Annotated in this window: 13 protein-coding genes; 10 read left to right on the forward strand and 3 right to left on the reverse strand. The window is 66.0% G+C overall.

From position 1 onward, the window contains the following. Positions 1-83 precede the first annotated feature (83 nt). From GC088_RS01365 to GC088_RS01375, 3 genes are read right to left on the reverse strand one after another with little or no spacing between them, the layout of a single operon-like run. Entirely contained in the window at positions 84-770 is a 687-nt protein-coding gene (locus tag GC088_RS01365; RefSeq protein ID WP_323960132.1) for a ThuA domain-containing protein, read from the reverse strand. Then, entirely contained in the window at positions 767-1,936 is a 1,170-nt protein-coding gene (locus GC088_RS01370; protein ID WP_323960133.1) for a LacI family DNA-binding transcriptional regulator, read from the reverse strand. The genes GC088_RS01365 and GC088_RS01370 overlap by 4 nt, the downstream gene beginning before the upstream one ends. After that, positions 1,923-3,905, reverse strand: a complete 1,983-nt coding sequence (locus GC088_RS01375) for a heparinase II/III family protein (RefSeq protein WP_323960134.1) — start codon at positions 3,903-3,905, stop codon at positions 1,923-1,925. The genes GC088_RS01370 and GC088_RS01375 overlap by 14 nt, the downstream gene beginning before the upstream one ends. A gap of 134 nt (positions 3,906-4,039) precedes the next feature. Here GC088_RS01375 and GC088_RS01380 point away from each other — a divergent pair, with 134 nt between their 5' ends. The 10 genes from GC088_RS01380 to GC088_RS01425 all read left to right on the forward strand — a co-directional run bounded on the left by GC088_RS01380 (position 4,040) and on the right by GC088_RS01425 (position 13,507). Continuing rightward, positions 4,040-5,053, forward strand: a complete 1,014-nt coding sequence (locus GC088_RS01380) for a hydroxyacid dehydrogenase (protein WP_323960135.1) — start codon at positions 4,040-4,042, stop codon at positions 5,051-5,053. After that, complete coding sequence (locus GC088_RS01385) at positions 5,050-6,978, forward strand: DUF2264 domain-containing protein (RefSeq protein WP_323960136.1); 1,929 nt, start codon at positions 5,050-5,052, stop codon at positions 6,976-6,978. The genes GC088_RS01380 and GC088_RS01385 overlap by 4 nt, the downstream gene beginning before the upstream one ends. Positions 6,979-7,066: 88 nt before the next feature. Next, complete coding sequence (locus GC088_RS01390; RefSeq protein ID WP_323960137.1) at positions 7,067-8,347, forward strand: ABC transporter substrate-binding protein; 1,281 nt, start codon at positions 7,067-7,069, stop codon at positions 8,345-8,347. 52 nt (positions 8,348-8,399) lie between these two features. Next, positions 8,400-9,341 (forward strand): carbohydrate ABC transporter permease, encoded by a 942-nt coding sequence (locus GC088_RS01395; protein ID WP_323960138.1) that lies wholly within the window; start codon positions 8,400-8,402, stop codon positions 9,339-9,341. After that, entirely contained in the window at positions 9,341-10,267 is a 927-nt protein-coding gene (locus GC088_RS01400; RefSeq protein WP_323960139.1) for a carbohydrate ABC transporter permease, read from the forward strand. Before GC088_RS01395 ends, GC088_RS01400 begins: the two co-directional genes overlap by 1 nt. After that, complete coding sequence (locus tag GC088_RS01405) at positions 10,264-10,980, forward strand: DUF624 domain-containing protein (RefSeq protein WP_323960140.1); 717 nt, start codon at positions 10,264-10,266, stop codon at positions 10,978-10,980. The genes GC088_RS01400 and GC088_RS01405 overlap by 4 nt, the downstream gene beginning before the upstream one ends. Before the next feature lie 73 nt (positions 10,981-11,053). Next, the gene (locus GC088_RS01410) at positions 11,054-11,707 is read left to right on the forward strand and encodes a nucleoside/nucleotide kinase family protein (RefSeq protein ID WP_323960141.1); all 654 of its coding nucleotides are present in this window, start codon (positions 11,054-11,056) and stop codon (positions 11,705-11,707) included. Between the two features lie 290 nt (positions 11,708-11,997). Further along, positions 11,998-12,489 carry a DUF2975 domain-containing protein gene (locus GC088_RS01415; protein WP_323960142.1) on the forward strand — a complete coding sequence of 164 codons (492 nt, stop codon included), beginning with the start codon at positions 11,998-12,000 and terminating at the stop codon, positions 12,487-12,489. After that, a complete protein-coding gene (locus GC088_RS01420) occupies positions 12,489-12,749 on the forward strand; it encodes a helix-turn-helix domain-containing protein (RefSeq protein ID WP_323960143.1) in 261 nt (86 codons plus the stop codon). Before GC088_RS01415 ends, GC088_RS01420 begins: the two co-directional genes overlap by 1 nt. Then, the gene (locus GC088_RS01425) at positions 12,746-13,507 is read left to right on the forward strand and encodes an ANTAR domain-containing protein (RefSeq protein WP_323960144.1); all 762 of its coding nucleotides are present in this window, start codon (positions 12,746-12,748) and stop codon (positions 13,505-13,507) included. Before GC088_RS01420 ends, GC088_RS01425 begins: the two co-directional genes overlap by 4 nt. The last annotated feature ends 12 nt before the right edge of the window (positions 13,508-13,519 follow it).

The following is a 13,519-nucleotide window of genomic DNA, read 5'->3' on the forward strand; positions in this document are numbered from 1 at the left end:
CACGTGTCGAGCAGTGACGGGCGAATTGTTATGGTCCCGGATGAGCTCGCGGAAAGCCCAAACTGAGCACGGTGAGCGGGGCCTCAGGCTAGCAACCAGTCCACTGCGCGCACTAGGAGTTCGCGGTGTTCCGGTGATGAGTACGACGCCGCGTCGTGGCCGAGCGCGTCGTAGAAACTTCGTGCGACGCCGGCTCCGGAGCCGGCGTCGGCCCTCACCGGCCGCTGAAGCGACCACATGAGGGGATGCAGGTGCCCCTCATGCTCGTGGCGTGCATGCACGACGACGTCGGGCGAAGTTCGCAGCCAGCTGTACCGTTCGTCGTCGACCGTGAAGTCCGGAACTCCCACCGGAAAGGAGCCTTCCAGCAGGATGTTGGCCTTCCCGTACTCCGGATGCATCGAGACGCCACGGACCCAGCGTCCGCCGAGCGCCGCTTCCCACGCTTCGGACTCCACGAAGCTGGTGGAGCTGGAGTGCAGGCCGAGCAGGGGCCGCCCGCCCGTGAGCCAGGCGTCGAGACCTGCGCTCGCTTCAGCGGTTCCCGGCGAGGTGCCGCCGTCGCGGGGGAGTCCGACGTTGACGACCAGGAGATCCGGCCACGCGCCCGGGTCCCGAAGCCCGGCAAGGGCGGTGTCGACGTCGTCAGCGGTGGTGACCTGAAGGCCTCGGGCCTTCAAGAGCCCTGCGACTGCATCGGAAGTCTCCTCGAAGGGATGCCATGGGTCGGCGTACCGGCCGGTGCCGGACAGGAGCAGCGCGGTTGTCATGGAAGGTTCACCTCTGCGGGAGCGGGGACCGGAGTCTGGTCAGAAGCGGCTGACTGCAGCGGCTGCGGTGCACCGAGTGAGGATTCCCGCACGATCAGGTCGGGGTTGAGTTCCACCCGGTGCACCGGGCGCCGCCGTCCCTCCGCAATCCGGCCGGTCAGCAGCTGGACCGCCAGCCGCCCCACATAGTGTTTGGGCGGCCGCACCGCGGAGATGGCGGGCTCGGCGAGGTAGGCCACCTCGTCGTCGTATGCCACCACCGACAGTTCGCCGGGCACCGAGATTCCCCGGTCGAGGCAGTGCTGCACCAGCGCGACGGCCTGGGTGTCCGCGTGCACCAGCAGCGCGGTTGTGCCCGTTTCCCTGCAGCGGGCGATGATGTTGTCGAACTGGTCGCTGCGCGGGTTTCCGAAGCGGCCGACGGTGTCATCGTGGACGGCGTCGGCAGGGATGCCGAGGGCCGCAACGGCCTGCCGCCAGCCGCGCAGCACGTGCCGGCTGGTGGGGCTGGCGGGATCGGTCAGGCAGCCAATCACCCGGTGCCCCTCCTGCCACAGGTGCCTAACGGCCATTCCGGCGCCAAACGCATGGTCGGTGGCCACCCACTCAAGCCGGTGCGCCGGGATCATCGTGGGGGAGCGGCGCTCCGCCAGCACCACGGGCAGGGGCAGCGAGTTGAGCCAGCGCAGCAGGTCGTGTCCCGGTTCGCCGCCTGTTTCGGGCGCGATGACGATGCCCCCGAGTCCGTCCATCTTCAGCAGCGCCTGGACCTGGCGCCGGTTGTCTTCCGCGTCGTAGCTGGAACCGCGCACCACCAGCCGGCTTCCCTGCGCTTCAGCTTCGGCCCGGGCGCCGCTGATCACCTGCGGCCAGTAGTAGTCCAGCGAGGGAACCACCATGCCGATGAGCGGACGGGTGCCCTTCAGTTGGTCGGACGCGGTTCGCTCCAGTGAGCTGGGCAGCACCGCACCACCGTGGACGCGGGAAACAAGCCCCTGTTCGGCTAGAACGTTCACGTCCCGCCGGATTGTCAGCTCGCTCACGCCGAGTTCAGCGGCGACGGTGCGGACGGTGATCGACCCGTGCGCCCGCAACTCGTCCATGAGGCGTTCGCGCCGCTGAAGGGAGAACATGGACCGCCCGCCCTGGGCATCATTGATGGACATGATTCGCCTTTATTTCGAGGGTGAAACTGCCTTTGCGGCGCATCCCGGGCGCCGTCCGGAAGGTCAAGCGGGTCAGCCGGCCGCCCCACACCTCCGCTAGCAGCGGATCGTCGAGTTCCCAGTGCTCAACCCCGGCTTCGGCTGCCGCCGGATCCCAGCTCAACAGTGCGCTGCGACCACTGACGACGCCGGGAATCCCCTCCGGTGCCACCGTCGCCATTCCGCGCTGAACCGTGACACCTCCGGCGAGGAGATAACGCACGTACACGCCGTCGTCGTTGTCTTCCGAGGCATCCGGAAGGTGCCATTCGTCTCTCACCGTGATGACGGCTCCGCGCTCGCCGGATGCCGGCTGCAGACCGGCGGCCCTGCGCCATTCCGCTCCGTCCGGGAGTCCGTAGGCCTTCTCCAGTTGCATCGCCATCACCAATTGCTGCGGCGTGGGCGGCTGTACGACGACGGCGGAAAACTCCCTGCCGACGCCCTGTCCCAGCCCCCACGGGGCGGGAACAGAGTGCCACTCGCTCTGCATGGCGCGGATGGAGTACCGGTCGGGCCCGAAGGTTTGCGCCGTGTAGGTGGGCTGGCCGGCGTCTACCAGCAGCGGTACGCCGTCCACTGCGACGGTCACCGATCCGACGTCAAGGTGGTTGTGGTGCTCCGCGTTGTGGCCGCCCTTGGCAGTGAGCACCAGACCGGAAGCGCTGCCGCCGGTTTCGCGGGCAACCAGAATCTGGACGGACTCGAGGTAGGTGAACGGGACGAGCGGTGGCGAGACGGGTGTTTCGTCTTCAACGGTGGAGCGGGCACCAAAGGCGGTGCTGTCATCGAAGGAGACCGCGTGCAGGGCACGCAGCAGGCTGGCGTCCACCACCGGTTCGGATCCGATCATGCACCGCGCGTGCCGGGTGGCGTCGTCGTCGTTCACGCGCCGGGCCCACCGGTGGACCAGTTCCCACGGCAGGGTATCCGAGGCCCTGCCGGGGCCGTCCGCAACGTTGAGGAAGAAGGAGCCGCCGACGTGCATCCGGTGTGGGAACGCAACCAGTTCCCGGATCAGCGGAAGGTCGCCGTTCAGCTCACCGGCAGTCGCCACCTCCAACAGTTCGAGGGCTTCGAGAGCCCTACCCGCGCCGTTCCACCAGTACGCGAACCCTTCATCGATCGCACCGTCGGAGGGGAGGGAGGACAGGAACCGGTCCAGGCCCTCGATGACCCGAAGTGTCAGCTCCGCCCGACGGCCGGGTTCGTCTTCCAGGAGGAGAGCAGCCGTCAGCACGTTGGAGTGGATCCAGGGGTTCCAGTTGTGGACATCGCCGTCCAGGCCCAGCCAGTGCCAGTCCAACCGGGTAAGGAACGGTACGAAGGCGCGTGTGTTCGTTTCTGAACGGATTCGCGATCGGAGTCCGGGAGCGCGTGTATCGATGCGCGCTCCGAGGAGCAGGTCGATCCACGCAAGCTGGGCAACCACCTCACCCGCACCGAGATCCAGGTACGGATTCGACGGGTCCGGAACCACGTGTCCCTTGCGGAAGAAGACGTCGTCATGGGCGGCCCAGCACCAGGAACTCTGTTCGCAGAGCAGGTAGGTCCCGTCGATCACCTCATCGAGCCACACCTGGTCCCCGGGTTGCTGCAGTGCCAGGAGGACCGCCCGGGTCAGCCTCCGCTGGCGCTCGCCGATGAGGCCTTCATAGGACGTCCGGTTGCCGTCGCGGAAGAACCGCGCGTAGTGCGAGACCAGCGGCTGGGGCCACGGGGTGCCGCGTTCCGCGTGAGCGCGTTCGATCACTGCTGTCGGGAGCCGTAGCGGACCGGTGTTTCCCGGCTTGAGGAGACCTTTCCAGAAGCTCTGAAGGCGGCTCCGGGCGCCGTCGAGATTGCAGCGCAGCGAGGGCAGCGACGCGCCGTCCTGCCAGGCGGCGGTAAGCGGTCCGGTCGGAGGAGCGGCGACGAATTGTTCAGTCATGTTCGTTTCGGATCGAGTGAGAGAAGAATGATTGCTTCACATCGAACCTGAGTATGTACTGGTTTCCGGTGTGACGCAAGGCACACGGTTACAAGCATCCGCTGCATATCCGGGAGCTCCCGAGAGGACAACTCATGACGAACAAACCCGAGGCACTGGTGGTGATGGGCTCAACGACCTTCGCCGACCAGTTCGACTCCTCGCGGTTGGAGCGGCTCGGACAGCTGGTAAACCTCGGCGACCCGGTCTGGACGAACTCGCTTGACGCACCTGAGTTGTCGACAAGGCTCGCAAACGTCGAGGTCCTCGTCACCAGCTGGGGCGTTCCCCGGCTCAACGCCGAGCGGCTGGCGGCGATGCCGAAGCTCCGGGCGGTCTTCCACTGCGCCGGCACCATCCGCGACTTTGTCAGTGACGAACTGTGGGCCCGAAACATCCTGGTCACCAACTGTGCGGACGTGAATGCTGTGCCGGTTGCGGAGTTCACCTTCGCCTCGATCCTCCTGGCTGGGAAACGCGCCCAATTCCTCGCGAACGACGCCCGCAACTTCCGCGCCGATTGGTCCTACATCGGCAACCACGGGGACCTCGGGAACATCGGCCGCACCATCGGCGTCATCGGTTTCTCGCGGGTAGGGCGGCGGGTGGTGAAGCTGATGGAACGTATCCAGGACGCAACGTGCCTGGTGGTCGATCCCTACGCCGATCCTCGGGATGTCGCAGCAGCGGGCGGGCGCCTGGTGCCCCTTGACGAGATGCTGCCGGTGGCCGACGTCGTCACCATCCACGCCCCCGAACTTCCCGCGACGCGCCACATGATCGGAGCACCGCAGCTGGCAGCCATGAAAGACCACGCCACCCTCATCAACACCGCCCGCGGCTCCCTGGTGGACACGAGCGCTCTTGAGGAAGCATGCCGGTCCGGCCGGATCCAGGCCATCCTCGATGTGACCGATCCGGAACCATTGCCCGCCGACTCCGTGCTGTACGACCTGCCGAACGTCGTGATCACCCCGCACATCGCGGGATCACTGGGAACCGAAACCCGCCGCATGTCCGACGCCGCCCTCGACGAACTCGAACGCTACCTGTCCGGCGAAGCGCTGGTTGCCCGCGTCCTCCTTGAAGACCTGGGGCTGAGCGCATGAGCCCGCACACCCAGCAGACCCTCCGCTCCTTCCCGGCATTGGACAGCGAGCTCTCGCCCTTCACCGGCTGGACCCGCGAGCACCACGCAGCCCTTGCCGACTCGATGCTGCTCGGCGTCCGCCAGTGGGCAAGCCCTCATCACGGGCGGATCACCCCTCCCGGACGGGAAGGTGGCTACGGGCGTGCGATCGACGGCCTCGAGGGCTTCGCGCGAACCTTCATGACCGCGGGATTCCGCCTGGCCGGCGAGCATGGCAGGGACCCCCTGAACCTCGCCGAGTGGTACGCCGAGGGCCTGCGCTCCGGCTCGGACCCGCAGTCACCGGAACGCTGGATCCGACCGGACGAACACGGCCAGGCGAAGGTCGAGGCCGCGGCGCTGGCGCTCGTGCTTGACATGACCCGGTCGTGGATCTGGGACCGGTTGGACGCCACCGTCCAGGAACAGGTTGTCGACTGGTTCTCGCGCACCACCGACGCCGACTACCCGCCCATCAACTGGGTGTGGTTCCGCATCGTTGTGCAGCAGTTCCTGAAGTCCGTCGGTGCCGACTACAGCCAGGCCAACATTGACGAGGACCTCGCCCTCCACGACACCTTCGAGCGCGACGGCGGCTGGTACAGCGACGGCGACAAGCGCTCCTACGACCACTACTGCGGGTGGGCCCTCCACCTCTACCCGGTGCTCTGGCAGCGGATGGCCGGGCACGACGACGGCCCCGGCCCCGCGCGCAAGGAAAGGGACACTGCCCACCTGAACCGCTTCCTGCTCGACGCCGTCCGCCTGGTCGGAGCCGACGGCTCACCGCTCATTCAGGGCCGCAGCCTCATCTACCGCTTCGCCGCCGCGGCACCGTTCTGGGGCGGCGCGCTCGCCGGCTGCACCGCCGTCGACCCCGGCCTGCTGCGTCGCGCCGCCAGCGGAATCGTGCGCCACTTCGCCGACCGCGGCGCTCCCGACGCCGACGGTCTGCTCACCCTGGGCTGGCACCACGAGTGGCGGCAGATGGCTCAGTCCTACTCCGGTCCGGGCTCGCCCTACTGGGCATCGAAGGGCCTGCTGGGCCTCGCGTTGCCCGCCGATCACGAGGTCTGGACCGCCGTCGAAAAGCCGCTGCCCGTCGAGGAAGACGACTTCACCTTCACTGCCGCGGCACCCGGTTGGCTGGCCAGCGGCACTCGGGCCGACGGCGTCGTGCGCGTGATCAACCACGGCACCGACCATGCCTCGCCCGGCGCGGAAGTGGCGGACTCGCCGCTGTATGCGCGGCTGGGCTACTCCACCGCCACCTCGCCCATCCTGGGCTCCGACGGGGAGACCGACCCGCGCGACATGGCCGTCACGCTCGCCGACGCCCAGGGCCGGCCCAGCCACCGGTCCGGTTTCGAGACCCTCGCCGTGGAGGTGACAGCCGACGACGCCGGTGCGCTCGCCGGGGCATCCCGGGCGCAAGCCCACTGGGTGGAACCGGATCCCCACGGATTCGACCACGGCTACGGCGCCAGCGGGATCGTCAGCCGGGGCGCCCCGCTCACCACCGTGTCCATTGTCTCGGGGCCGTGGGAAGTGCGGCTTGTCCGGGTCGACCGGGAGCCGGCGGCCGGAGAGGTTCAGCTGGGCGCTCTCACTATCGGCGGCTGGCCGTTGCCGGACTCCAGTGAGCTGGCCTCCGTCGTCGAGCCCCTCGTGGGACTCGAGCGGGCCGAACCCCGCGTCCTCCTCGATGCCACCCCGCTAGGCGACCGGACCGTCATTCCTGCTGCGGCCACCGAAAGGCCGGAGGTGGGCAGCTGGTACGGCGCCGCCGTCAGCCTTGGTGATTCCGCCTCCCTGAACCGCCGCCCCGACGTCGAGCTCGGCGCCGGCACGGCTACCGTCTGCTGGCCGGGCCACCACACAACCACTGTCGTTCTGCCCGAATAGCTCTAGCTCCATCTTCAAACTCAGTTACTCAACCAGTACCGACCACTCCCGCCGACAGCGGCCGGGAGTACAACCAAGGAGATCCGCAATGAAGCGAAATGTACTCGCAGCCGCTGCCGTGGCTGCCACCGCCGTCCTGGCGCTCACCGGATGCGGCGGCGCCGCCGGTCCTGCGGAGGGAGGCGGCGGAGAGGACGGCAAGACGCCGCTCACCGTCTCGGTCTGGAACTACGAGGGAACTCCCGAGTTCAAGGCTCTCTTCGACGCGTATGAGGAAGAGAATCCGGACATCGACATCCAGCACATCGACATCCTCGCCGACGACTACGCCGAGAAGGTCACCACCATGCTGGCCGGCGGTGACACCACTGACGTCCTGACCATGAAGAGCCCCATGGAGTACGCGCGCTACGCCAGCCGCGGGCAGCTGCAGGACGTCAGCGATGTCGTCGGCCAGCTCGACACCGAGAACACCGCGAACCTCGACGCCTACGAGGTGGACGGCAAGTACTTCGCTGCTCCCTACCGCCAGGACTTCTGGCTGCTGTACTACAACAAGGATTTGTTCGACGCCGCCGGAGTGGAGTACCCGGAGAACCTGACCTGGGACGAATACGCCGAGGCCGCAAAGAGCCTCGCCAGCGGCGAGGGCGGCAACAAGGTCTACGGCGCCTACCACCACTACTGGCGCTCGGTGGTTCAGGCCATCGCCTCGGCCCAGACCGGCGGCGACCTGATCGGCGGCGAGTACGACTTCCTCGCAGACCAGTACCAGACCGTGGTGGACCTGCAGAAGGAAGGCGCGGCGCTGGACTGGGCAACCGCGATGAGCCAGCAGACCGGCTACCGCACCATGTTCGAGACCCAGCAGGCCGCGATGGTCCCCATGGGCACCTGGTACATCGCTCCGCTGGTCGCGGCGCAGGAGGCCGGGGAAGTCGACTTCAACTGGGGACTTGCGCCCATGCCGCAGATTTCCGACGGCGAGGACATCACCACGTTCGGATCGCCCACCGGCTTCGCCGTCAACAAGAACGCCGAGCACAGCGAGGAAGCGAAAGCGTTCCTCGCCTGGGCGGCAGGTGATGGCGGGGCAGCAGCGATCGCCGAGATCGGCGTCGTACCCGCACTGCAGACCGACACCGTCACTGAGGCCTACTTCCAGCTCGAGGGCCTGCCCGCTGACGACCTCTCGAAGGAAGCCTTCACACCCGAGGAAACCAAGCTCGAGATGCCCATCAGCGACGTGACCAGCGACATCGACGCGATCCTGGCCGAGGAGCACGAGCTCATCATGGTCGGCGAAAAGACGATCGAGCAGGGCATCGCCGACATGACCAAGCGCGTACAGGGCGAAGTACTGAACTGATCCGCTCGGGGCGCCGTCGGCACGGCGGCGCCCCTACGGGAAAAGGCACACTATGACTACGCAGACACTCAAGCGGCCCAAGGCCTCCCGGACGGGCACGAGCCCGCGATCGCAGGGCAACCGTAAGCAGGCCCGGCGCACCACCCTGATCGGGTGGACCTTCATCCTTCCCAACTTCCTCGGGTTCCTCGCCTTCACGCTGATCCCGGTGTTCGCCGCGTTCGCGCTGGCCTTCATGGAGTGGAACTCCTTCTCCACGCCCGAGTGGATCGGCCTTCGGAACTTCCAGGAGATGTTCGGCAGCGAGACGTTCTGGATCGCGCTGATGAACACCGTCGGGTACACGATCGGGCACGTACCGCTGACCCTGGGGCTGGCCCTCCTGCTGGCAATGCTGCTGAACCGGAAGCTCAAAGGCATCGGCTTCTTCCGGGTGGCCATCTTCTTCCCGTACATCACTTCGTTGGTGGCGGTCGCCGTTGTCTGGAACATGCTCTTCAACCCGACAACGGGGCCCATCAACCAGCTGCTGGAGGCCATCGGCATCGCCAACCCGCCCGGCTGGACGTCCAGCTCCGACTGGGCCATGCCCGCGGTGATCATCACCAGCGTCTGGCGGGACATGGGTTATTACATGATCCTGTTCCTCGCCGGACTGCAGGCCATCCCCAACGAGCTGTACGAAGCCGCTGAGGTGGACGGCGCCAACGCCTGGCAGCGGTTCTGGAACGTCACGGTTCCGGGTCTGCGTCCAACCACCTTCTTTGTACTCGTCATGCTCACGGTCTCGAGCTTCAAGGTGTTCGACCTCATTGTCGTGATGACGGACGGCGGGCCCGGACGGTCAACGACGGTGCTGTCCCAGCTCATCTACCAGGAGGGCATTACGGAGGGTAACTTCGGCTACTCCTCGGCGATCTCCCTGGTGCTCTTCCTCATTGTGCTGACCGTGACGGTGGTGCAATTCAAACTGCAGCAGCGGAAGGAACGCTGATGACCAACGTGACAGAAGACCTCAAGACCGAAGCATCACTGGCACCAGCCTTGCCGCTGGAGCGGCAGGGGAGCGGCCGCCGTCGTTCCCGTTCCCGGAAGGAGATCACCTCCCGGCGGGTGAACCTGCTCTGCTACGGGCTGCTGGCCGTGCTGGTGGCGGGGCTGATGGTGCCGTTCATCTGGATGGTTTCCTCCTCGTTGAAGCTGAACAACCAGGTGTTCACGGTTCCCATCCAGTGGATCCCGGAGGAATTCATCTGGAGCAACTACACGGAGATCTGGTCCCGCATCCCGATGATGGGCTACATCCAGAACACCCTGTACCTGGCTGTCATCATCACGTTCCTCCAGGTGCTCACCGGCTCGCTTGCCGCCTACGGGTTCTCCAAGGTGCGGTTCCCCGGTCGGGACGCGCTGTTCCTCGGCTACATCGCGACCATCGCCGTACCGTGGCAGGCCTACATGGTGCCGCAGTACATCATGATGCAGAACCTCGGGCTCACCAATACGTTCTGGTCCCTCATTCTGCTGCAGGCGTTTGGCGCCTTCGGAGTGTTCCTGATGCGCCAGTACTACATGACCATTCCGGATGAACTCTGCGAAGCCGCGCGCATCGACGGTCTCAGCGAGTACGGCATCTGGGCGCGGGTGATCCTGCCCCTGTCCAAACCGGCACTGGCGTCCCTGGCGCTGTTGACTTTCGTCAACACGTGGAACGACTACATGGGACCGTTCATCTACCTGACCAGCAACCGGCTCTGGACGGTGCAGTTGGGCCTGCGGTCCTTCGTGGGACAGTTCGACGCCGAATACGCCATGATCATGACCGGATCAGTCATCTCGGTGATCCCGATCCTGATCATCTTCCTGCTGGGGCAGCGGTACTTCATCCAGGGGATTGCGACGAGCGGAATGAAGGGGTGAGTTCGCTGCTGCGACCGGCGCGGTCGGGACAACCCGCACGACGGCGCGGGGCCGGCCTGGGGTTCGAAACCTTCAGCAGCATCTTCGCTTTCGTCTACACGTTCCTGGCCGTCAACGTGTCGTTGGCAGTCACGAACGCGCCCCTGGTGTTCTTCCTCTACGCGGTGGTTGAGCCCGCGGCGTCCTGGCCGTTCTTCCTGGCTCTGTCGGTCACGGTGCTGCCTTCCCTGGGCGGAGCATTCGCAGCCTTCGCCGACCTGCGGGGCGAGGAAAGCGTCGATCGGCCGTTCGCGGCGTTCTTCCGCGGCTACCGGGCGGCGTTTCGGCGGGCTGCGCTCGCGGGGCTTGCCGCCGTCGTCGTGCTTTTTGTCCTGGGGGTGGACCTTGCGCTGGTCGCAGGGCAGCCGGCAGGGGTGCTGCTTGCCCCTCTCGCGGTTCTCGGCATCGTTGCGGTCGTGGTCTGCGCGGTTCACCTGGTGGCGGGCGCGGTGCTGTTGCCGTCTGCGCGGCTGCGGGACCTTGCCAAGGCCGCGCTCTTCATTTCGGTTCGCCGCTGGTATCTGAGTGCCGCGGCCCTGGTGCTGCTGGGGATCGTTGCCGGGGCAGCGCTGGTGCAGCCTGTGCTCGGTGTTGCGCTGGTGCCCGCACCGCTGCTGTTCATTGTCTGGAGCAACGCCGCATACGCCTTCGGGGCGGAGTTGGAGCGGGCCTGAGGGTTCGCCCGCTTGGCTTGTGCAGGACGCTTTTCGTGAGCGGCGTCGGACAGGTGCGTGTCAGGATGGCACGGTGATCCTCGCTGACCTTACTGACCGCATCGAGCACCTCCGCGTGCACACGTCGATGGGTGGGGACAGCGTCGTCGTTATCGGGATCACGGGCGCGCCGGGAGCGGGCAAGACCACGCTCGCCGAGAGCCTCGTGAGCGAGCTCAATGGGGATGAAGCGGACCCGGAGCGGCAGCTGTATGCGCACGTTCCGATGGACGGCTTCCACCTCGCCGACGCCGAACTGGACCGTCTGGGCCTGCTGGACCGGAAGGGTGCTCCCGAGACCTTCGACTCATATGGGTATGCGGCACTACTGAGCCGCTTGAGCGAGCCGCGGAATGCGGTGGTTTACGCGCCGGGCTTCGAGCGGACGCTGGAGCAGCCGCTGGCCGGCGTTATTCCGGTGTACCCGTCGGTGCAGGTTGTGATCACCGAGGGCAACTACCTGCTGCTGGACCGTCCGGGCTGGCGCGAGGTGCGTCAGCGGTGCACGGAGACCTGGTTCTGCGAGCAAGAGCAGCGCCTGCGCATTGAGCGTCTGGTCCAGCGGCACATTCTGTTCGGCAAGTCACCGGAAGCAGCGGCGAGCTGGGTCGAGACCGTGGATGAGCCCAACGCGCGCCTGATCGAAGCCACCCGCAGCCGTGCGGACCTCGTTGTTCGAGTGGGATAGCGTCCCGGAGCGACGGATCCGTTGCCTTCGCGCCGAAGACGTTGCCTCAATGCCACGTGCTCTGCGGTGAGGCAACGGATCCATGGGTTACCTGCTGAGCTGGCCGGGCCCGGCCCCACCGTCACAACCCGCCCGTCAACCGCAGAAGCGCCGGGAAGGTGCAGGAACGTGGAGACGTCCCCACGTTCCTGCACAGCACCGGCGCTTCTGCGTCTGACGACCGCCGCGCCGCTTGACGCACCTATCGAATACCGATAACTTTCTCTTGTTGCTCAATCGAAGGGGTCCTGATGGGAAAGCTGACCATCATCGCGTTGCAGGTGGTAATTGCGATGGTTCTTGCCGGGTCGCTATTCGTTCAACTGTGGATGGTTCCGCTGATCTCCACCGATCTTGAGGAAGCCGGCGCACCCACGGGACTGCGGATTACGTTCAACGCCATCGTGGTCTTCGGCATCGTGACGGTTCAGGTCAGCGCGCTGTGCGTCTGGAAGCTGCTGACCATGGTTCGGCACAACACCGTGTTCTCGAAGGGCGCGTTCCGCTATGTCGACATCATCTTTGGGGCGATTGCCGCCGCGTCGGTGCTCGTCTTCGGGCTTGCCGTACTGCTGGCGCCGGGCGGGATCGCACCGGGAATCATCCTGCTGATCTGCGGTGCATCGTTGATGATCGGCGGGGTAGCGCTGATTGTGCTGGTGCTGCGGATGCTGCTTGCCCAGGCGGTAGCCCGCGACGTCGAAGCCAAGCACCTCCGCACCGAACTCGACGAGGTGATTTGATGCCGATCATCGTTGACATCGACGTCATGCTGGCGCGCCGGAAGATGCCCGTGGGCGTCCTCGCGGAGCGGGTGGGAATCACCCCGGCCAACCTCGCGGTGCTCAAGAACGGAAGGGCCAAGGCCGTACGATTCACAACCCTCGAAGCGCTGTGTGAGGTGCTGCAGTGCCAGCCAGGTGACCTCCTGCGATGGACTCCCGATGGGCCGGAGTCCCTGGATGATGGGGATGGCTTGGAGCGCGATACAGTTTCGGAGTGAGTGGTTTCACTGCGTACGGCGCCGATGACTCGTCGAAGCTTGCCGGGGATGAAGCGTTCCGGGCAGATACGGTGCCAACCGTCCTTATCGATCGTGATTTGACCATCCGAGCGGTTAATCCCGCCTTCACCCGCCTGACCGGCCGTGAAGAAGACTCGTTGGTGTCGGTGCATGCACTGTCGGCGTTTCCCGAGAACCCGGACGATCCCAAGGCCGACGCAGTAGTTCGACTCGGCGCCTCCTTCGAGAGGGTTCTTCGGACCGGCGTCGCTCACAATATGGTCATCCAGCGCTACGACCTTGTGAACAAGAAGTCGGGGAAGTTCGAGCAGCGACACTGGGTGCCCTACAACGTCCCGATCCTGCACGAAGGGCGGGTAGTCGGTATCCGGCAGCGCATCCGGGAGGCGACGGTCCTTCGAGCCGACGCGTTGGCGGTCATGGAGCACTACCGGGATGTCATGAACAAGGTTGCGGTAGATTCGTCGGAGGCCGAAAGGCACCGGCAGATGGTCGACCTTTTCGCCGACGGTATCGCCGATTACAAGGACCTTGCGCAGGAAGTAGCCCAACTCCGTGAAGCGCTCTCGTCCCGTGCCACGATCGAGCAGGCAAAGGGAATGCTGATGCTCAGCAGGGGGTGCAGCGCGGACGAAGCTTTCAGTTTGCTCCGGCAGCTGTCCCAGGACACCAACGTGCGCCTGATCGACGTCGCTGCAGCGCTCATCTATCAGCTCCGAAACACCAACCGAAGGTAGTTGACTGGCACG

It is taken from the genome of Arthrobacter sp. JZ12 (assembly GCF_035189165.1).
Taxonomy (GTDB): domain Bacteria; phylum Actinomycetota; class Actinomycetes; order Actinomycetales; family Micrococcaceae; genus Arthrobacter_D.

What these genes read in the sequence shown, in the direction of transcription:
- GC088_RS01365 (WP_323960132.1), bottom strand. Translation starts at nt 770, where the DNA reads ATGACAACCGCGCTGCTCCTGTCCGGCACCGGCCGGTACGCCGACCCA.
- GC088_RS01370 (WP_323960133.1), bottom strand. Translation starts at nt 1,936, where the DNA reads ATGTCCATCAATGATGCCCAGGGCGGGCGGTCCATGTTCTCCCTTCAG.
- GC088_RS01375 (WP_323960134.1), bottom strand. Translation starts at nt 3,905, where the DNA reads ATGACTGAACAATTCGTCGCCGCTCCTCCGACCGGACCGCTTACCGCC.
- GC088_RS01380 (WP_323960135.1), top strand. Translation starts at nt 4,040, where the DNA reads ATGACGAACAAACCCGAGGCACTGGTGGTGATGGGCTCAACGACCTTC.
- GC088_RS01385 (WP_323960136.1), top strand. Translation starts at nt 5,050, where the DNA reads ATGAGCCCGCACACCCAGCAGACCCTCCGCTCCTTCCCGGCATTGGAC.
- GC088_RS01390 (WP_323960137.1), top strand. Translation starts at nt 7,067, where the DNA reads ATGAAGCGAAATGTACTCGCAGCCGCTGCCGTGGCTGCCACCGCCGTC.
- GC088_RS01395 (WP_323960138.1), top strand. Translation starts at nt 8,400, where the DNA reads ATGACTACGCAGACACTCAAGCGGCCCAAGGCCTCCCGGACGGGCACG.
- GC088_RS01400 (WP_323960139.1), top strand. Translation starts at nt 9,341, where the DNA reads ATGACCAACGTGACAGAAGACCTCAAGACCGAAGCATCACTGGCACCA.
- GC088_RS01415 (WP_323960142.1), top strand. Translation starts at nt 11,998, where the DNA reads ATGGGAAAGCTGACCATCATCGCGTTGCAGGTGGTAATTGCGATGGTT.
- GC088_RS01420 (WP_323960143.1), top strand. Translation starts at nt 12,489, where the DNA reads ATGCCGATCATCGTTGACATCGACGTCATGCTGGCGCGCCGGAAGATG.